The following is a 21,021-nucleotide window of genomic DNA, read 5'->3' on the forward strand; positions in this document are numbered from 1 at the left end:
CGTAATCAGGGCGGACGTGATGACAGACGTGATAATCGTGGACGTGATGACAGACGTGACAACCGCAAGAACAGTCCGGCAATTCCAGAGCCAATCGTGGAAGGTCAGAAGCCACAGAGAAACAAAGGAAAAGGTAAGGATGACTTTAAGAAGAAAGATAAAGACTTCCGCCATGACGAAGACCGCGTAGGAAAAGGTAAGAAGGGCAAGAATGAGCCAAAGACTCAGCTTCAGAAACCGGAGAAGAAAGAGCAGAAACAGGAAGAGCAGATCAAATCTATCACGATTCCAGAGGTTCTGACGATTCAGGAACTTGCAGATAAGATGAAGATTGTTCCTTCGGTTATTGTAAAGAAACTCTTCATGCAGGGTAAAATCGTAACAGTCAATCAGGAAATTGATTACGAGACAGCTGAAGAAATCGCATTGGAGTTTGATGTTCTTTGTGAAAAAGAGGAAGTTGTTGATGTGATTGAAGAACTTCTTAAAGAGGACGAAGAGGATGAAAGCAAGATGAAAAAACGTCCACCTGTAGTCTGTGTCATGGGTCACGTTGACCACGGTAAGACTTCCCTTTTGGACGCTATCCGTCAGACAAATGTCATCGACCGAGAGGCTGGTGGTATCACACAGCACATTGGTGCTTCTGTTGTAGAGGTAAATGGAGAAAAAATCACATTCCTGGACACACCGGGACATGAGGCGTTTACAGCAATGCGTATGCGTGGAGCAAGTTCTACAGATATCGCAATCCTTGTTGTCGCAGCAGATGATGGTGTCATGCCACAGACTGTTGAGGCTATCAACCATGCAAAAGCTGCAGGTGTTGAGATTATTGTAGCTGTCAACAAGATTGATAAACCGAGTGCTAATGTTGATCGTGTAAAACAGGAATTGACAGAGTATGAATTGATTGCAGAGGACTGGGGTGGAAGTACTATTTTTGTTCCGGTATCTGCTAAGACAGGAGAAGGTCTGGAAGAACTGATGGAAATGATCCTTCTGACTGCAGAGGTTATGGAATTAAAAGCAAATCCGAACCGCCGTGCAAGAGGTCTTGTATTGGAAGCACAGCTTGATAAAGGAAGAGGTCCGGTCGCAACTGTGCTTGTGCAGAAAGGTACACTCCGTGTCGGAGATGCAATTGCAGCAGGTTCTGCACATGGTAAAGTAAGAGCTATGATGGATGACAAGGGAAGACGTGTCAAAGAGGCAGGTCCATCTGTTCCAGTAGAGATTCTTGGACTTGATGATGTGCCGAATGCAGGAGAAGTTGTAGTATGCTGTAAGAATGAAAAAGAGGCAAGAAGCTTTGCTGAGACATTTATTGCTCAGAATAAAGTGAAACTTCTTGAAGATACAAAGTCAAAACTTTCCCTGGATGATCTGTTTACACAGATTCAGGAAGGTAATTTAAAAGAACTTGATCTGATCGTTAAGGCTGATGTACAGGGATCTGTGGAGGCTGTAAAACAGAGCCTTCTGAAGCTGTCTAACGACGAAGTTATTGTAAAAGTAATCCATGGTGGTGTTGGTGCAATCAATGAGTCTGATGTCAGCCTTGCATCTGCATCTAATGCAATTATCATTGGATTTAACGTACGTCCGGATGCAACTGCAAAAGAAACAGCAGAGCGAGAGGGCGTAGATGTACGTCTGTATCGTGTCATCTATAATGCGATTGAGGATGTAGAGGCAGCTATGAAAGGAATGCTTGATCCGGTATTCGAAGAAAAAGTACTTGGTCATGCAGAAGTGCGTCAGACATTCAAGGCTTCCGGTGTCGGAACTATTGCAGGTTCCTATGTACTGGATGGCTTGTTTGAGCGTGACTGCTCAGTTCGTCTGACAAGAGATGGAATTGTGATCTTTGAAGGACCGCTTGCGTCTCTGAAACGTTTCAAAGATGATGTAAAAGAAGTAAAAGCAGGCTATGAGTGTGGTTTCGTATTTGCAAACTTCAATGATATCAAAGAGGGTGACCTTGTAGAAGCCTTCAAGATGGTAGAGGTTCCAAGATAAGGGAAATCATGTGAAAAGCCTTCTCTTAGGAGGAATAGAAATTGAGAAAAAGAAGTATTAAGAATACAAGAGTGAACACTGAAGTACAGCGTGAACTCAGTGAGATTATCCGCCGGGGCTTAAAGGACCCGCGGGTAGCTCCGTGGACATCTGTTGTAGCAGTCGAGGTGGCACCAGATCTTAAGACATGTAAAGCATATATCAGTGTTCTCGGTGACGTAAAGGCGCAGGAGGATACGATCAAAGGACTGAGAAGTGCAGAAGGATTTATCCGCCGCGAACTGGCAAGAACTCTGAATATGCGAAACACTCCGGAGATTCAGTTCATTCTGGATCAGTCTATTGAGTATGGTGTTAACATGTCCAAGAAGATTGATGAAGTAACAAAAGATCTGAACACAGAAGGTGATGAAGATGTTGAATCTGAATAAGATTCTGGAACCGGCAAAAACAATCGCCATCGGAGGACATGTGCGTCCGGATGGCGACTGTGTCGGATCCTGTATGGCAATGTATCAGTATATCCAAAATAATTATCCAGACAAAGAAGTGGACGTTTTTCTGGAGAAAATCCCATCTACATTTTACAGAATCAAAGGGACGGATGAGATTTTACATGAGATTGACGAGAGTAAACATTATGATCTGTTCATTGTACTGGACTGTGGAGATACCGGAAGACTGGAGTTTTCTGTGCCACTGTTCGTAAGTGCAGGACATACACTTTGTATTGATCATCATGTCAGCAATATCTGTTTTGCACAGGATAATTATGTTGTACCAGATGCAAGCTCCACTTCAGAGCTTGTTTACAATCTGATTGATAAAGATAAGATTACAAAAGAGATTGCAGAAGCACTGTATCTAGGAATCGTACATGATACAGGAGTATTTCAGTATTCCTGTGCCGGACCATCTACATTTCGTGCGGCGGCAGAACTTCTGGAGACTGGAATTGATGCGGCAGATCTTATTATGGATACATTTTATGAAAAATCTTATGCGAGAATGCAGATTTTCGGACGTGCACTGGTGGAGAGCTTTTTGTTCATGGAAGGAAAATGTATCGTCTCCTATATTCGTAAGAAAGTCATGGATTTCTATGGTGTAAAGCCAAAAGATCTTGACGGGATTGTAAGCCAGCTCCGTAATACCAGAGGCGTGGAAGTTGCTATTTTTATGTATGAGCTGGATCAGAATGTATTTAAAGTCAGCCTTCGTTCTGGGAATGAAGTTGATGTAAGCAAGATTGCAGGATATTTTGGCGGCGGTGGACATGAAAAAGCTTCTGGAGTTACTATGACAGGTACGCCGCAGGATATTCTGAATAATCTGGCAGAGCGCATTGATGAGCAGTTGAAAGGATAGGCATGATACACGGAGTTATAAATGTATATAAAGAGCAGGGATTTACTTCTCATGACGTGGTTGCAAAGCTTCGTGGAATTGTGGGACAGAAGAAAATTGGTCACACAGGCACATTGGATCCGGATGCGGTCGGTGTGCTGCCTGTATGTCTGGGACGTGCAACAAAATTGTGCGATATGCTGACAGATAAAGACAAAGTCTATGAGGCTGTGATGCTTCTGGGTGTGGAGACAGATACCCAGGATACAACCGGACAGATACTAAAAAGCAGTGAGACAGACGAGCTTACAGAAGAACAGGTCCGGGCTGCAGTTTTAGATTTTGTGGGGGATTACAATCAGGTTCCACCTATGTATTCCGCGCTTAAAATCAACGGCAAGAAGCTTTATGAGCTTGCCAGAGAAGGCAAGATTGTAGAGCGTGCGGCAAGACGGGTACAGATTTTCGATATTGAAATCCTAAGTATAGCATTGCCACGGGTGACAATGAAGGTTCATTGCTCAAAAGGAACATATATCCGTACACTGTGCCACGATATCGGGCAGAAGCTTGGATGTGGTGCATGTATGGAAAAGCTTACAAGAACAAAGGTAAGCAGATTTGAGATAAAGGACAGTCTGACACTTGCACAGATCGAGGTATTAAAGAAAGAAGACAGACTGTCAGAAATACTGATTCCAATTGATCAAATGTTCGCAGATTATCCGAGCATTATTGTGTCGGGAGAAGCGGCGAGACTTGCGTATAATGGTAATGGGATCAAAGACAGAGATGTCCGGAAAGATGAAAATATTCTGGACGAAGCGTATGTCAGGGTATATGATGATGTAGAAGATTTTATTGGGGTGTATCAGTATCACGAGAAAGAACGTGAGTACCGGATACGGAAAATGTTTTATATAAAAGAGGAAAAATAGATGCAGTATATCAGAGGTCTTGAGCATTATGACAATGCCAGAAAGACAGCAGTGACATTTGGAAAGTTTGACGGACTTCATAAAGGGCATATGACGCTCGTTGACACAGTGAAAAAACTGCAGGACAAAGATGATGTAGATAGTGTAGTATGTGCGTTCGATATGGATTCACCGGCGCTATTGATGCTTCCGCAGGAACGGCAGATTCATCTGGAGGATGAGGTGGATTATCTGGTCGACTGTCCATTTACAGATGAAATCCGTCAGATGAGAGCTGAGGATTTTATCCGGAATATTATCATCGGAACATTTCATGCAGCTTATGTAGTAGTAGGTACAGATTTCCAGTTTGGCTATAATAAAGAAGGAGATATCTATATGCTTGCCCAGTATCAGGAAAGATATGGATACCGTCTGATCGTTCTGGAAAAGATACGGTATGAGAATCATATTATCAGCAGTACCTACACAAAGAAGATACTGGGAACCGGAAACATGGATCTGGTCGGCAGACTTCTGGGCTATTCTTATGGAATCTGCGGCACGGTAGAGCATGGACATAAACTTGGAAGAACACTTGGATTTCCAACGATGAATATTGCATGGCCGAAGCGCAAGATTATACCGCCGAGAGGCGTGTATTTGTGTCGTGCGTATATGGACGGTTATGGATATAATGGTATTGCAAATGTAGGAGTCAGACCGACCGTATCCAACGAAGAGAAGGTGTGGCTTGAGACATTTTTATTTGATTATGATGCAGATGCTTACGGCAAAGAAGTCATGGTGGAACTGATTGAGTTCGTCAGACCGGAGCAGAAATTTGAAAATAAAGAAGAACTGAAAGCGCGTGTGGATAAAGATATCGCCAGCGGCAGACAGTATTTTAAAATTTAAGCATTCAAATTTAAGCATAAAATTAGTGCTTTACAAGATAAAGTATATATGATATATTAATCAAGTGAGTTAGCCGGTGTTCGGTAATAGGAATCTCCAACCGTTACTTAATACCAGGCGATATATAAGAATTTAAGGAGGAACCACAACATGGTAACAAAAGAGCAGAAAGAACAGATTATTGCAGAATATGGTAGAACAGCAGGGGATACAGGATCACCGGAAGTACAGATTGCTATCCTGACAGCTAGAATCAATGATCTTACAGATCATTTCAAAGCTAACCCGAAAGATCACCACTCAAGAAGAGGACTTCTTAAGATGGTAGGACAGAGAAGAGGACTTCTTGCATACCTTAAGAAGACAGATATCGAGAGATATCGTGCACTGATCGAGAAGCTTGGACTGAGAAAATAATTCAGTTATGTTTAGAGACGTTCATTTTATGGATGTCTCTTTTTCTATAGTAGGAAATCGCATTTTCTAATATAAAAAAGCCAAAAATCCCCAAAAAGCCGATACCATGTAATATGAATTTTTATATGGCACATTTTATATATGTATGTTATAATATTAAAGATTGTGGACGGGGATAACACTCCGAGACCACTGAAAAGGGTATTTGCTTCGATGAAAAGTACATTTTTCAGTAGTTTCGGTGTTCCCCGGCCGATGAATAATACATGAGATACCAAAAGTGAGAGAATACGAGAGCGTGGGATTTTCATATGGTATCCCGTGAGTTCAAGAGTAATAGAGAAAAAGGAGAACACTATGTACAAAAAGTTTGAGATGGAACTGGCTGGAAGAACTCTTCGCGTAGATGTAGACAGAGTTGCAAAGCAGGCAAATGGTGCTGTTCTGATGCATTACGGTGATACGACTGTTCTGTGTACGGCAACTGCATCTGAAAAGCCGAGAGAAGGAATTGATTTCTTCCCATTAAGTGTAGAGTACAATGAGAGAATGTACGCTGTAGGAAAGATTCCGGGAGGATTTAATAAACGAGAGGGAAAGGCATCTGAGAATGCAGTTCTGACAGATCGTGTTATCGACCGTCCGATGCGTCCGCTGTTCCCGAAAGATTATCGTAACGATGTAACACTGGAGAATCTGGTATTATCTGTAGATCAGGACTGCTCACCGGAGCTTACAGCTATGCTTGGTGCTGCAATTGCAACAACTATTTCAGATATTCCGTTTGATGGACCAATCTCTACAACACAGGTTGGACTTGTTGATGGCGAGTTTGTGATTAATCCGACTGCAGAGCAGAAAGCTGTATCAGATCTTGCCCTGACTGTTGCATCTACAAGAGAGAAAGTTATCATGATCGAGGCCGGTGCCAATGAAGTGCCGGAGCAGCAGATGATCGATGCAATCTTCAAGGCTCACGAAGTGAACCAGGAAGTGATCAAATTCATTGATACAATCGTAGCTGAGTGTGGAAAGCCAAAGCACTCATATGAGAGCTTTGCTGTACCGGAAGAGTTATTTGCAGCTATGAAAGAAGTGGTAACTCCAGAAGAGATGGAAGAAGCTGTATTTACGGATGACAAGCAGACTAGAGAAGAAAATATTCGTGTTGTTACAGAAAAGTTAGAAGAAGCATTTGCAGACAATGAAGAGTGGCTTGCAATTCTTCCGGATGCTGTATATCAGTACCAGAAGAAGACTGTTCGTAAGATGATCTTAAAAGACCACAAGCGTCCGGATGGAAGACAGATCGATCAGATCAGACCACTGGCAGCAGAGGTAGACCTGATTCCTAGAGTTCATGGTTCTGCAATGTTTACTCGTGGACAGACACAAATCTGTGATATCTGTACACTGGCTCCGTTATCTGAGGCACAGAGATTAGACGGACTTGACGAGGCAGAGACAACAAAGAGATATATGCACCACTATAATTTCCCATCATACTCTGTAGGCGAGACAAGACCTTCCAGAGGACCGGGACGCCGTGAGATCGGACATGGAGCGCTGGCTGAGCGTGCACTTGTACCAGTACTTCCAAGTGAGGCAGATTTCCCATATGCGATCCGTACAGTATCTGAGACATTTGAGTCCAATGGATCCACATCACAGGCAAGTGTATGTGCATCTTCTATGGCTCTGATGGCAGCAGGTGTACCAATCAAATCTGCAGTAGCAGGAATCTCCTGTGGACTTGTAACAGGTGATACGGATGATGATTACCTTGTACTGACAGATATCCAGGGACTGGAAGACTTCTTCGGAGATATGGACTTCAAGGTAGCCGGAACACATGAAGGTATCACAGCTATCCAGATGGATATCAAGATTCACGGATTGACAAGAGCAATCATTGAAGAGGCAATTGCAAAGACAAGAAAAGCAAGACTTTACATCATGGATGAGGTTATGTCCAAAGCAATCAATGAGCCAAGAGCTGAGGTCGGAGAATACGCACCTAAGATTATCCAGATGCAGATCGATCCTCAGAAAATCGGTGATGTTGTCGGTCAGAGAGGAAAGACAATCAATGCGATCATTGAGCAGACAGGTGTGAAGATTGATATTACAGACGATGGTGCAGTATCTATCTGCGGAACAGACGCAGCAGGAATGGAGCAGGCAAGAAAGCTCATTTATACAATCGTTACTGACTTTGAGGCCGGACAGATTCTGGAAGGAAAAGTCATCAGCATCAAAGAGTTTGGAGCATTCGTTGAGTTTGCACCAGGTAAAGAAGGAATGGTACACATTTCTAAAATTTCAAAAGAAAGAGTGAATCATGTAGAAGACGTCCTGACACTTGGCGATACAGTGAAAGTTGTATGCCTTGGAAAAGATAAGATGGGAAGATTCTCATTCAGCATGAAAGACGTAGCAGAATAAAAAAATTGTAAATTGGGGACGTAGTAAAGTGTTAAAATGCTACGTCCCCATCATGGATTAAGGGTGTCCCTTTTTGAAGAAAGGGGTGCCCTTTTGCATTGCAAATTCATACTATCTTCGATACAATGAAAGAAAAGAGGTTATATCAGCTGGGAGATGACTCCCACCTCTATAGGTGGTGAGAAACAAGCTGGTATCAGTGGTGGGAGTCAATCCCCCAGCTGATATAGCCTCCGGCAGGATTGCAGAGGTGCGCAGTAGAAGTATGTCATGCAATTGCATGACGCGCACCTCGCAGCAAGAATGCCGAGGCATTCTTGAACTGCAGGTGGAGGAGAGGTATTTGAGGAAAATAAAAAAGACAATTTTCTTGGACTGGGTATGTATATTTTTGATTATTATGAGTGGACCGGTTCGTGTTTTGTTCAATGTAATTCCGGGATATTCCTGTAATATTATTATTTTTTTGCTTTATACATCAGCTTTATTTATTTGAATCAGTCAGGTGAAACGCAGACTTTTGCAGAATGAGGAATGTAAATTTTTAAGTGGAGTCGCTGCTTTGATGTTATTTTTGATGGCAGTAAGGACGATAAAATTTGATTTTTTACCAAGTGGAAGTGTATATGCACGATATGCCTGGTATTTATATTATGTTCCGCAGACACTTGCGGTACTATGGATGTTTTTTGCAGTTTTATATATTGGAAAACCGTATCATTATCAATTAGAGCGAAAGTGGAGAATACTTTACATTCCGGCGTTCATTTTGATAGGCGGAATTATGACTAATGATTTTCATCAGCTTGCTTTTCGTTTTCCAGATGGAATACAGAATTGGGGAATGGAATACACAAGGGGATTTTTATATATTCTGGCAATTGGCTGGATCGTGATATTCTGTGCCATGATCCTGGTGATCACATTTTCCAGATGTGCGTTTTCACAAAATCGCCGAAAAATCTGGATTCCGATGATTCCATTAGGAATCGGGGGAGTGTACATAATTATATATATATTAAGTCCCAAGGGGCTTTTCCCTTCATTATACAAAATGGCAGAAGTAATTTGTTTTATTTTTCCGGCGTTTATGGAATGTCTGATTTTAGCCCGACTTCTTCCGTCTAATGACAGCTACATGGATTTGTGGCAAGTTTCGTCGGCTGGCGGTGGGCTTATGGATTTTGAAGGGAATATCTTTTATTCTTCAGAGAAATGTCTGCCAGTAAAGAAGGAGCAGATTATAACTGCAAAAAGAAAAACTGTTCTTTTATCTGACAAACAGACAATATTAAGAAGTCATGAAGTCAGCGGAGGGTGGGGATTTTGGTACAAAGATATTTCGGATATTTTGAAATTAAATAGAAATCTTGAAGATGTTGGAGATGTTCTGGTTGAAGAAAATGCCATGTTGGAGGGAGCAATCAGATTATCTGAAAAGAAAATCAAGGTGGAAGAAAAGAATCAGTTATATAATGAAATTGCCAGAGAGGTGTCACCGCAGCTAAAGGAATTAAATGAGCTTTTGGATTCCTTAGAGCAGAATGATCAGGACATTAGAGAGAAACTTTGCTATGGAGGAGTTTTGAATGTATATATAAAACGGTGTTCAAATCTGTTGATTATGTCCAGGCAGTCAGGAGTCTTGAATGTTGGAGAATTATGGCTTGCATTATCTGAATCATTGGAATATATGCGGTTATATGGAATCAAGGCTTATGGAGAGAAAAAAGGAGAAGGATTCCTTTACGGAAAAGATGCAATTTTGGTATATGAGTCTTTTGAAAAGATTATAGAGAGTGTCCTTCAAAAAACAAGAGCAGTAATGGTTCTGCTGGATATGAAAGATGTTCTTTCAATAAAAATAGAACTTGACCGGGTAAAAAGTACCCGGAATTTATTGGAAATACAGAAAAAATTTGAAAAATGTAATGGAACCTTTGAGACATTTTCGGAAGAAGATACGTTATATATCCGGGGAACATTACCGCTTTTAGGAGGTGGTGTTTCATGAAAACAGTAATCATGGATATTATGAAACGTTCATTTACTGAATTGTCAAAAGAAAGTCAGATTATATTGGGAATCATTATTACTATAATTACAATTTGGGAAATTTTCGCCTTTTTGAATATGATTGAAAGAAAAAGAAGATGGTACTTGTTGTCACTGGCAGTCGGTATACTCATTTTTTCAACAATATTAATGCAAGGACTTGCTGATCTTGCAAGAGGTGGACATATGACTGAATCTGTGCCAGGTAGAATTCTTGAAAAGATACCATTTTCATATGGTGTTTTACTACTTGCACTTTTGTATGGAGTAGAATATTTACTATGGAAAAAAGAAAAAAATACTCCGGAATATCTGACGGCTCGGTCTGTAAAGGAAACACTCGATGCAAGAATGGATGGAATCTGCTATGCATCTATGGAGGGACAGCCAATTCTGGTAAACATACAAATGAATGAGATTTGCGGATATTTATTTCAAACAGAGATTATGAATGCGAATGATTTCTGGGAAGATTTACAGAACATTCAAACTTCAGAGAAAGCAGAAGTCATAAGGAATGAGCCGTCTTTGATTCTTCGATTTTCAGACACAAAAGTATGGAACTTTTTGAAAAAAGAAGTGTCCATGAAAGATACTTCGTATCAGGAAATTATAGCATACGATATCGCAGAGCAGTACCAGTTGAATCGGGAGCTGAAGGATAGAAATACTAAGTTGAATGATATCAATAGAAGGCTCATGAAATTTAATGAAGAAGTAGAAACCGTTACGCGGCAGAAAGAAATGTTGGAAGCAAAGATGAAAGTACATGATGATCTCGGACGCGTTCTTCTTGCACTTCGGACTTATCTGGAAGAACCTGAGAATTCCAAGAGGCGCAAGGAACTTCTTGCAATGTGGAAATATGTTGTAAATTCGATGACTTATGAGGCAGGAGAAAAAGAAAACAAGAAGTCATTTGAGGAATTGAAAAAAATTGCAGATTTAATGGATGTGGAAATTATTTTTGAAGGAGAGCTTCCACAGACAGAAAAAGAACAGCGGGTTATATATGCACTTTTAAGAGAAAGCCTGAATAATATGATCAAGCATGCCGGAGGACATTATCTTTACATTGAAATAGACAATTCCGGAGAAGATGTGCAGATATGTCTGCACAATGATGGAGAGATACCCAAACAGAAAATAGAAGAAAAGGGCGGACTTCGTAATCTCAGGATGATGGTAGAATCAATAGATGGAGAGTTTCGCATTGAAAGTTTCCCGATTTTTGCAATTTATGTGACCTTAAAAAAGGAGAAAGTATGGAAAAAATAAAAGTAATGATTGTAGATGATCAGTATATAGCCAGGCAGTTATTTGAAATGTACATAAAATCCAGTGAAAAATATAAACTTGTAATGCAGGTAGATTCAGCAGCATTGGCCACAAAAGCACTGAAAGGAAATCCAGTTGATTTAATTCTGATGGACATTCTTATGTCAGATGGTTCGAATGGACTGTCAGCCGCCTGTGAGATAAAAAAATTCAGACCAGAAGTGAAGATTATTGCTGTAACATCTATGCCGGAAACATCTTGGCTTACGAGGGCAAGAGAGATTGGAATCGATAGCTTCTGGTATAAAGAAGCATCGAAAGAAACTATCCTGCAGGTAATGGACAGAACGATGAGTGGAGAATCTGTTTATCCGGATAAGGTACCACAAGTTAAGGTAGGGATGGCCACAAGTCATGAATTTACAGAACGGGAAATGGAAGTACTGCGATTGATGACCACTGGTGCTTCGAATGCTGCGATCGCTGAAAAACTGGTGATTTCGGAAAGTACTGTGAAAAATCACATCCATCGAATGTTGGAAAAGACAGGCTGTGAAAGCCGCACAGAGCTTGCAATAGAAGCAAGAATTAGTGGAATTGCAATAAAGATATAAAAATAGATCTTTTGGTTCATGTCTTTCTTTTGATTAATTGATATGATATTTAAGAGAGAGTTTTCGCTTAAAAGGGGGGACGAGAATGAGATCTACAGAAGAAAAAATCAAAAGAAAAGTTATCAGTGTGGTTATTATTGTAGCAATTCTGTCAACGATGGCCGGGTGTGGAAAAAGTCAGAGCCGCAAAGAACCAATCACATTGACTATCTGGCATGTATATGGAGGACAGACAGATTCTCCGTTAAATGATCTGATCGATGAATTTAATGGGACGGAAGGGAAAAAAGAAGGTATAAAAATCCAGGTAGGGATGGTATCTAATACAAATACAATCCATGAAGAAGTACTAAAAGCAGCGAATAAAGATCCGGGAGCGGCAAAATTACCAGATCTTTTTATCTCATATCCCAAAACAGTGCTAGCTATGAATGATTCCGGTATATTGGCAGATTATCATGATTATTTTTCAGAAAACGAGTTGAAAGATTTTATACCGGAGTTTCTTAAAGAAGGTGAAATTGACGGTCGCCTCCTCGTATTTCCGGTTGCTAAATCTACAGAAATCTTATTTGTTAACAAGACGATATTTGATCGTTTTTCAGCAGATACCGGAGCTTCTATGGAACAGCTTACCACTTGGGAAGATCTTTTTGACTTGTCAGATACCTATTATGAATGGTCAGATGCTCAGACTCCTGATGTAGAAGGTGATGGAAAGAGCATGTTTGTTCATGATTATCATTTTAATTATTTTCAAGTAGGAGTAGAGTCACTGGGGACAGATTTTTTTAATGGGGACAAAATAGTCTATGATACCAGCGAGTTTGGGCAAGTATGGGAGCCTTATGCAAGGGCGGCTATAGAAGGTGGAATCTGGTTAAATGAAGGGTATGCAACAGAGCCTCTTAGAACAGGTGAGTCCATTGTCAGTGTAGCATCTTCAGCCAGTGTATTATATTATGAAGATATTGTAACTTACTCCGATAATCGTTCTGAGCCAATTGAAATTATTGCCAGACCAGTTCCGGTCTTCAAAAATGGAGGCAAGCTTGTTATGCAAAGAGGTGCAGGAATCTGTCTTACAAAGTCTGATCCAGAAAGAGAAGAGGCAGCAGCAAAATTTGTAAAATGGCTGACTGAACCAGAAAAGAATGTTCAATTTGTTACAAGCGTGGGATATATGCCAGTGACGGAAAAGGCATTCGAATTATTACCGGAAGCAATAAATAATCTTACAAATGAAAAATATAAAAGTCTGTATCAGGCATTCATAGATACACAAAATGAATATACATTTTATTGCGCACCTCAAATGGATAGTTATCTTGACTCGGAAATGAAATTCGAAAAAAATATCAGAATGAAATTAACATCTGCAAGAAAAAGATATATGAATAACGAGGCAGATATAGAAACATTAGTATGGGATACATTTCAGGAATTTAGTGATTCGATGGAATAATAAGATAGAGTATGGGTAAGAAATGATAAAGAAAATAAAAGAATTTGGCCAGATTATTTATCTGGCAAGAAAAAAGAATATTCCAATGCGAAAAAAACTGATGCTGTACTTATGCACCATGGTCATGGCAGGTCTTGGAATAGTGTGTTTGCTGCTTGTCCTGACAAGAAATCTGTTTGGAACGCATAAACAGATACAAGATGTATTACAGATGCAGTTGGATTCCAGTACAGCACAGATGCAGGAAGATCTTGAACAATATACAGGATATGGACTTTCTCTTTCCGGACAGATCAGTCAGAATATAGATAATCAATTGAAAAATAATGCAAAGAAACTTACAGATTATAATGATGACCAGGAAGCACTGATTGAATTACAGAGACAGATATATCCGGAAATGAATACGACAATTCAAATCTGTCGTCCGAGCGGTGTATATGCAGTATTGGATGCTACAGTCAATACGAAAATATCCGGGAGTGAAAAGTCAAGAAGCGGACTTTATCTAAGATTAAAAAATGTTACCAATACTGGAAATTTAATGGCGGAGACCATTTTGTTCCGTGGCAGTCCGGATATTGCACGCGAAAAAGAACTGGAATTACATAATCGATGGAATTTGGAGTTTAATACGGATGTAATGCCGGGATATCGCACATTGGTAGATGAAAAAAAACGAAAAGGAATGTCATATTTCTGGAGTGAGAAGACGTCATTGACCGGAACGTGGGAAGATGTCATGTTCTTGTGTGTCCCGATCATTGGAAATTCAGGAGACATATATGGACAATGTGGAGTGGAACTGAATTCCATGTATTTTAATCAGAATTACACAGCTGTAGACAGCAAATACGGCTCTATGGTTACGATACTTGCACCAGTCAGCGATCAGATATTGGAAGTGCAGAAAGGTATGACAGGTTCTACCGATGGAACCTGGCTTCAGTCAGTCGAAGATTTAAAAATCAATCATAAGAAATATTATAATGAATATTTTTCCGGTCAAGGAGAGTTTATAGGTCTGCAGAAGGAAATACAGATTCCGGGAGAAAAGGAAGATCGATGGGTAGTTGCTGTACTTCTTCCGAAAGATAAATGGCAAGCTTCTGTCTGGCGGAACCGAAATTATATGATGTTAGCCGGAATAGGTTTTTTAGTTGTGATGTTTTTCCTTGCAAATCATTTGTCACAGAGGTTTGTTAAGCCTATACTTCGGGGATTTTCTGACATTGTGGGGAATAAAGAACTTTTAAGAAATGAATCGGGTATTGAAGAGTTAGAAGAATTATTGCGATTCACTGGTGAACAGAAGAAAAATGAAAAGATCCATACACAGTCATTGCCACCGAATATTGAAGAACTGTTTACTAGATTTGCACTGGGAGTATATACTTTGACAAAAACAGAGTATATAATTTTTCATTACTATATGGAAGGATACGAGATTGCACAGATTCCTGAAATTGCATTTATTAGTATGAGTACGGTAAAAAAACATAATAGAAATATCTATGAAAAATTAAAAGTTTCATCTTACAATGAACTGATGTTATATCTGGATCTGTTTGAGAGATGCGGACGGATCAGTGAGCTGGAACGATAAGATGATGATAGGATTCAATGATGGAAACCGAGTAGAGGGCGAAAGCCTTTTGCTCGGTTTTATTATACAAAAAGCCTCCGGCAGGATGCACTATGCTGTGATCGACATGAAGAGAAAGCTTGTATTATAAGGGAAAAATAATGGTATACCTGGTATACCATTAACGAAAACAGGCCATTAAGTAGCCGTGGGTGAATAGAAAATAATAAAAAAAACATATAAGATAAAACCAGAAAATCACATAGCTCAAAGATTTGAAAAGAAGAAAAAGGAGATGATCAAAATGAAAAAGAGAGCATTAGGAATTATTCTTTCTGTCTTATGTGTACTTTTATTATTTAGTGCGTGTGGCGGAAAAGATAAGAAAGAAAAAAAGAAATCTGATGAAGCCAAGGTGAAAGTTGAAAAAGAAGAGTCGGAAGAAAAAGAAGATGAAGAAGAGGAAGTAAAACTTTCACCAGAAGAAGGAACACCATTTACGACAGAAGCCGTACGTGATGTGACAATGGGACCGGTTACAGTACATTGTCAGTGGATTCCATTTGAAAGTCCATATATTGTAGATGATATTTTCAGTGGACGTGTAGCTGCAGCAGGTGACCGGGTATGGATACTCGCAGATGGCAAGTTAAAAGAATATCAGTATGCAAATGATGCAGTTACATTTGTAAAAGATATTCCAATTGGTGATGGGTATTCAGAGATCACAGCAGATGAAACAGGGAACTTATATGTTTCCAGTAAGCTTAGCAATAATGCATTCTTGAGAATTAAGGACGGAAACATAGAAGAGCTGGCAAAGGACATTGGACCTGTAAAAATGCAAAGAAGTGGAAATGTTGGTATATCTGCTCTCTTTGATATAAAAAAGATTGTAGTAGCAGATGGAACAGCAACAGCACAGGACTGGATGCCGCAGGAGTACGATATTATAAGCACAGCACTGATCAGTGAGAACTATGCATATATCGGAGGACGCAGTGAGGAATTAGATGCCTATATTTTAAAAGCATATGATATGGAAGGAAATCACTTACTGACCTTCGGAGAAAAGGGAAAAGATGGTGATGATTGGCTTGCATATGTATCACAGATCATGGAAATTCCAGAAGGTTTCTTTGGAATTGATGCGAATATGCGAGATCTCTATATCTGGGGACCGGATGCAAGTGTACTTGGCTCAGTAGAAGCACCGGATCTGTTTGGAGCTAGATATGCATGGATTGCAGGTGCAGCTAAACAGGACGATGGAAGTATATTGGTTGCATTGACACAAGATCGAGATGATGATTCAGCTACTGAATTATTACTTTACAGATTGAGCGGATTTTAAATTAGAGCAAAATTAATTAATTAGAAATATTTTATAAGGAGGAAAATTATATGAGGTATGAAATCACAGGAGGAAATTTACCAGTCGTTATTTGTTATTTACAGTCAGGAGAAGGTATGATCACAGAATCCGGAAGTATGAGCTGGATGAGCCCGAATATGAAAATGGAGACAGTCGGCGGAGGAATGAAGAAGATGCTTGGAAGAGCATTTTCAGGAGAAAATGCATTTCAGAATCGTTACAGTGCGCAGGGCGGCGATGGAATGATTGCATTTGCTTCCAGCTTTCCAGGTTCTGTCAATGCATTAGAGATTGGACCAGGAAAGAGCATGATCGTTCAGAAAAAAGCATTTCTTGCAGCGGAGGAGGGCGTAGAACTTTCTGTTTACATGCAGAAAAAACTTGGAAAAGGATTGTTTGGTGGTGAAGGATTCATCATGCAGAAATTAACCGGACAAGGAACAGCATTTATTGAAATTGATGGTTACGGAGTAGAATATAATCTTGCTCCAGGACAGGAAATGATTGTTGATACAGGTTACCTGGCTGCAATGGAAGAGACTTGTACAATGGACATTGTTAAAGTCGAAGGAATGAAAAATATGTTCCTTGGTGGTGAAGGATTATTTAATACTGTAGTGAGAGGACCAGGTAAGATTATTCTTCAGACAATGCCGATTGCAAATGTTGCAGCGCTGCTCCAGCCATTTTTTGCAGACGGAAAAAAATAAATAAGTAATCTAAGAACACATAAGAGGAAAGGGTGAATTTATTATGAGAAAAAAATTGGCGGTCTTAATTGCTGTGATCACAGCCGCTATGATGCTTTTCGGATGTGGCGGAAAAGATATGTCCGGAAGTGAATATCTCGGAAAGTGGAAAGCAACAAAGGCTGAATATGCCGGAATAGAAGTTGGAGTAGATACCGTATTTGATGAATTTCATTTTACACTACAGGATAACGGAAAAGTAAAATTAAATGTAAATGGTGATGAAACAACTGGTAAATGGGATGAAACAGAGAATGGTATTTCAATAGAAGATGAGATGGAATTCCAGAAATTAGATGACAATACGTTGACCTATGAAGTCAGTGGAGTCACAGTTCATTTTGCCAGAGATTAATCAAGAAACAAAGTATGCCGAAAGCATTCTTGAATAAGGTGAAATAGGTGAAAATAAGTCAGGTGGAGCACATCTTGTGGTGGGTTCCGCCTGAGTGTGATATCAGATGCGAAAGGAGTTAAAAATATGGGACTTATTAAAGCGGCAATGGGAGCAGCAGGCGGTGTTATGGCGGATCAATGGAAAGAATTTTTCTATTGTGATGCGTTGAATCAGGATACATTGATGATCAAAGGTCAGAAACGTACAGGAGCAAGATCTTCCAATACAAAAGGAAGTGACAACATTATTAGTAACGGTTCCGGAATTGCAGTAGCAAATGGACAGTGTATGATGATTGTAGAACAGGGTAAAGTTGTGGAAGTTTGTGCAGAGCCAGGAGAGTATACATATGATACATCTTCCGAACCAAGTATTTTCGCCGGAAATTTAAGTGACAGTATTAAATCAACATTTATGACAATTGGAAAAAGATTTACATACGGTGGTGACACGGGTAAAGATCAGAGAGTCTATTATTTTAATACGAAAGAAATTACAGACAATAAATTTGGTACAGCAAATCCAGTCTGGTTCCGTGTAGTCGATCAAAAAATCAACCTGGATAAAGATGTTGAAATACGCTGTAATGGAATTTATTCCTATCGTATCACAAATCCACTTTTGTTCTATACGAATTTAGGCGGAAATGTATCAGACCGATTTGAAAGAAGTGAGATTGACACACAGCTTCGCACAGAATTTATCAATGCTCTTCAACCGGCATTTGCGAAGATAGCTGAACTGGAGATACGTCCAAGCCAGATTCCGGCACATTCTATGGAAATTGGAGATGCGATGAATGAGGTGCTGACGAAAAAATGGTCAGAACTTAGAGGAATTTCAATTGTATCTGTAGCATTTAATCCAGTTACATTGAAAGAAGAAGATGCAGAGGCAATCAAACAGGCACAGAATGCATCGATGTATCGCGATCCGAATATGATGGCAGCTACTCTTGGAATGGCTCAGGCAGAGGCAATGAAGACTGCTGCCGGTAATCCTAATGGTGCGATGATGGGATTTATGGGTATGAACATGGCCGGAGGCGGTATGGGTGGCATGAATCTTCAAGGACTCTATAACCAGGGAGCAGCACAACAACAGATGCAGCAACAACAGATGCAGGAACAGCAGATGCGTGAACAACAGATGCAGCAACAACAGATAAAACAGCAGGAAATGGCACAGAACACACAGACGACAGAAACAGCGGCTGGCTGGACGTGCGCTTGTGGAAAAGTAAATACCGGAAAATTCTGCATAGAGTGCGGAAAACCAAAACCGGCAGATGGCTGGACTTGTAGTTGTGGAACTGTGAATAAGGGGAAATTCTGTATGGAGTGTGGAAAACCAAAACCGGCAGGAGAACCATTATATCGCTGTGATAAATGTGGCTGGGAGCCTGAAGATCCAAAGAATCCACCAAGATTCTGTCCAGAGTGCGGAGATCCATTTGATGAGAATGACATGCAGTAAGCAGAAGGCTTTATAACTAATTAAGGAAAGGAGTTGAGAGGATGTCTGATTTAAGAGAATATAAATGCCCTGCATGTGGAGGAGCTATGGAGTTTGATAGCGGATCTCAAAAGATGAAATGTCCATTTTGCGACACAGAAGTATCTATTGAAGAATTCGAACAGGAACAGAAGAAAAATCCAGAGGAAACACGCTGGGAAGCTGGTAATGGAGCACAATGGAAAGAAGATGAAATTTCTGGCATGGCAGTTTATTCTTGTCAGTCCTGTGGCGGTGAAATTACAGCAGACAAAACAACAGGAGCTACGACATGTCCGTTCTGTGGAAATCGTGTTGTTCTAAAAGGCCAGTTTGAAGGAGAATTGAGGCCGGATTATATCATTCCGTTTAAGCTGGATAAAAAGGCTGCAAAAGCAGCTTACTATAAACATTTAGAAAAGAAATCATTTCTTCCAAAAGTATTCAGCTTTGAAAATCACATTGATGAGATTGTAGGTGTCTATGTTCCATTCTGGCTGTTCGATGTAGATGCACAGGCATATATGACATACAATGCAGAGCGGATACGAACCTGGAGACAGGGAAATAAAGAACATACGGAGCATGAATATTATCATGTGGACAGAGCCGGCGGCATTGAATTTGAACATGTTCCAACAGATTGTTCAAGAAAAATGGACGATGCACTTATGGAAGCAATCGAACCATATGATTTTAAAGATGCTGTGCCATTTCAGACACCGTATCTTGCCGGATATGTGGCAGACCGATATGATGTGAATATGGAAGAATGTATGGGGCGTGCAACCAATCGGATCCGGCAAAGTGCGGAAGATGCTCTTAGAGAGACTGTAAAAGGGTATCAGACAGTTACTACTACAAATCGTCAGATTAATATTATGAGTGCGCAGTACTGGTATGCAATGTATCCTGTCTGGGTTTTAAATACGACCTGGAAAGGAGAAAAATATACATTTGCCATGAATGGACAGACGGGAAAGATGGTTGGAGATCTTCCGGCAGATCAAGGTGTTTTCTGGAAATTTGTAGGACTTAGAGGAGTGATCCTTGGAGCAATTATTTATGCTGTCATGTGGATCGTGACATTGATATAGAAGGAGGGATCAAAGATGAAAATGAGTTCTGAAAAGAAAAAAATATTCGGTGTGATTCTTTCTTTCCTTTTGGTATTTAGTATGTCTGTTCCGGTAATGGCAGAAGATGAAAACTATCCGAGATATTTGGATGACGCAGGACTTTTGAGTAGTAGTCAGGCTCAAAAGCTTGAGAAAAAACTGGATAAAATCAGCAAAGAACATCATTGTGACGTTGTGATTGCAGTGGCCAATACTACAAACGGCCAGGATATCGAATCATTTACAGAGGATTTCTATGATTCGATGGGATATGGGCAAGGTGAGAAAAAAAGCGGAATTATGCTGATGGTCAGCATGAAAGAACGGCAGTGGAATATGTGTACGACCGGAGATGCAATCGATGCGTTTACCGATGCAGGACTTGATTATATCGGTGAAACATTTATCACTTATCTTAGTGATGAGAAGTATAACAAAGCTTTTACTACATTTGCCAGGTTAAGCGATAAATTCCTGAACCAGGCAGAGAAAGGTAAACCATATGATTCAGGACATATGCCAAAAGGAAGTGTCTCACCGTTTTGGATATTTGGTGATCTGGCGATTGGAATTTTAATTGCATTGATTTGGGGAAATGTAAAAAAAGCAAAACTTAAATCTGTGAAAAAGCAGGTGGCAGCTCAGGAATATACAAAACCAGGAAGTCTCAGACTGACGATGAATTCTGATCGGTTCGTGAACAGAACTGTGACTACGCGGGTGATTCAAAATAACAATTCTAATTCTTCCGGAGGTGGCAGTTCGGTCCATAATGGATCATCAGGAACTTCTCACGGAGGAAAGAGCGGAAGCTTTTAGTAAGGA

The 21,021-nt window shown here is 40.2% G+C and carries 18 protein-coding genes; all 18 read left to right on the forward strand.

Features of this window, described 5'->3' with window-relative positions; genetic code table 11:
• Positions 1-2,022, forward strand: a 2,022-nt coding sequence (infB, locus tag LI164_RS08565; RefSeq protein WP_227086999.1) for a translation initiation factor IF-2, incomplete at its 5' end; no start/stop codon positions are given.
• A gap of 41 nt (positions 2,023-2,063) precedes the next feature.
• Positions 2,064-2,453 (forward strand): 30S ribosome-binding factor RbfA, encoded by a 390-nt coding sequence (rbfA, locus tag LI164_RS08570; RefSeq protein WP_005336656.1) that lies wholly within the window; start codon positions 2,064-2,066, stop codon positions 2,451-2,453.
• Positions 2,437-3,390: a bifunctional oligoribonuclease/PAP phosphatase NrnA gene (locus LI164_RS08575; RefSeq protein ID WP_227087000.1), complete on the forward strand. Its 954-nt coding sequence runs from the start codon at positions 2,437-2,439 to the stop codon at positions 3,388-3,390. Before rbfA ends, LI164_RS08575 begins: the two co-directional genes overlap by 17 nt.
• 2 nt (positions 3,391-3,392) lie before the next feature.
• On the forward strand, positions 3,393-4,307 hold the full coding sequence (truB, locus tag LI164_RS08580) for a tRNA pseudouridine(55) synthase TruB (protein ID WP_005331043.1): 915 nt from the start codon (positions 3,393-3,395) through the stop codon (positions 4,305-4,307).
• Positions 4,308-5,204, forward strand: coding sequence for a bifunctional riboflavin kinase/FAD synthetase (locus LI164_RS08585; protein WP_117494194.1), 897 nt, complete (start codon positions 4,308-4,310; stop codon positions 5,202-5,204).
• Positions 5,205-5,354: 150 nt separating this feature from the next.
• Entirely contained in the window at positions 5,355-5,621 is a 267-nt protein-coding gene (rpsO, locus tag LI164_RS08590) for a 30S ribosomal protein S15 (protein ID WP_005331040.1), read from the forward strand.
• A gap of 357 nt (positions 5,622-5,978) precedes the next feature.
• Positions 5,979-8,066 (forward strand): polyribonucleotide nucleotidyltransferase, encoded by a 2,088-nt coding sequence (locus LI164_RS08595; protein ID WP_227087001.1) that lies wholly within the window; start codon positions 5,979-5,981, stop codon positions 8,064-8,066.
• Positions 8,067-8,631: 565 nt separating this feature from the next.
• A complete protein-coding gene (locus LI164_RS08600) occupies positions 8,632-10,080 on the forward strand; it encodes a histidine kinase N-terminal 7TM domain-containing protein (RefSeq protein ID WP_227087018.1) in 1,449 nt (482 codons plus the stop codon).
• Positions 10,077-11,399 (forward strand): hypothetical protein, encoded by a 1,323-nt coding sequence (locus LI164_RS08605; RefSeq protein WP_227087002.1) that lies wholly within the window; start codon positions 10,077-10,079, stop codon positions 11,397-11,399. Before LI164_RS08600 ends, LI164_RS08605 begins: the two co-directional genes overlap by 4 nt.
• A complete protein-coding gene (locus LI164_RS08610) occupies positions 11,387-12,013 on the forward strand; it encodes a response regulator transcription factor (RefSeq protein WP_173793868.1) in 627 nt (208 codons plus the stop codon). Before LI164_RS08605 ends, LI164_RS08610 begins: the two co-directional genes overlap by 13 nt.
• 85 nt (positions 12,014-12,098) lie before the next feature.
• Positions 12,099-13,478 (forward strand): extracellular solute-binding protein, encoded by a 1,380-nt coding sequence (locus LI164_RS08615; RefSeq protein WP_117612796.1) that lies wholly within the window; start codon positions 12,099-12,101, stop codon positions 13,476-13,478.
• Between the two features lie 22 nt (positions 13,479-13,500).
• Positions 13,501-15,084, forward strand: coding sequence for a helix-turn-helix transcriptional regulator (locus tag LI164_RS08620; protein ID WP_227087003.1), 1,584 nt, complete (start codon positions 13,501-13,503; stop codon positions 15,082-15,084).
• Positions 15,085-15,367: 283 nt separating this feature from the next.
• A complete protein-coding gene (locus tag LI164_RS08625; protein WP_117682465.1) occupies positions 15,368-16,417 on the forward strand; it encodes a hypothetical protein in 1,050 nt (349 codons plus the stop codon).
• 50 nt (positions 16,418-16,467) lie between these two features.
• Positions 16,468-17,148 carry a TIGR00266 family protein gene (locus LI164_RS08630; RefSeq protein ID WP_005330204.1) on the forward strand — a complete coding sequence of 227 codons (681 nt, stop codon included), beginning with the start codon at positions 16,468-16,470 and terminating at the stop codon, positions 17,146-17,148.
• A 43-nt stretch (positions 17,149-17,191) separates the two neighbouring features.
• Positions 17,192-17,542, forward strand: coding sequence for a hypothetical protein (locus LI164_RS08635; RefSeq protein WP_005330205.1), 351 nt, complete (start codon positions 17,192-17,194; stop codon positions 17,540-17,542).
• 126 nt (positions 17,543-17,668) lie between these two features.
• Complete coding sequence (locus LI164_RS08640; RefSeq protein WP_227087004.1) at positions 17,669-19,060, forward strand: SPFH domain-containing protein; 1,392 nt, start codon at positions 17,669-17,671, stop codon at positions 19,058-19,060.
• A gap of 41 nt (positions 19,061-19,101) precedes the next feature.
• Entirely contained in the window at positions 19,102-20,175 is a 1,074-nt protein-coding gene (locus LI164_RS08645; protein ID WP_227087005.1) for a hypothetical protein, read from the forward strand.
• Between the two features lie 15 nt (positions 20,176-20,190).
• Positions 20,191-21,015 carry a TPM domain-containing protein gene (locus LI164_RS08650; RefSeq protein WP_005330212.1) on the forward strand — a complete coding sequence of 275 codons (825 nt, stop codon included), beginning with the start codon at positions 20,191-20,193 and terminating at the stop codon, positions 21,013-21,015.
• Positions 21,016-21,021 lie beyond the last annotated feature (6 nt).

The sequence above is a fragment of the Dorea sp. 210702-DFI.3.125 genome, from assembly GCF_020560945.1.
Lineage (GTDB): Bacteria > Bacillota > Clostridia > Lachnospirales > Lachnospiraceae > Dorea > Dorea formicigenerans.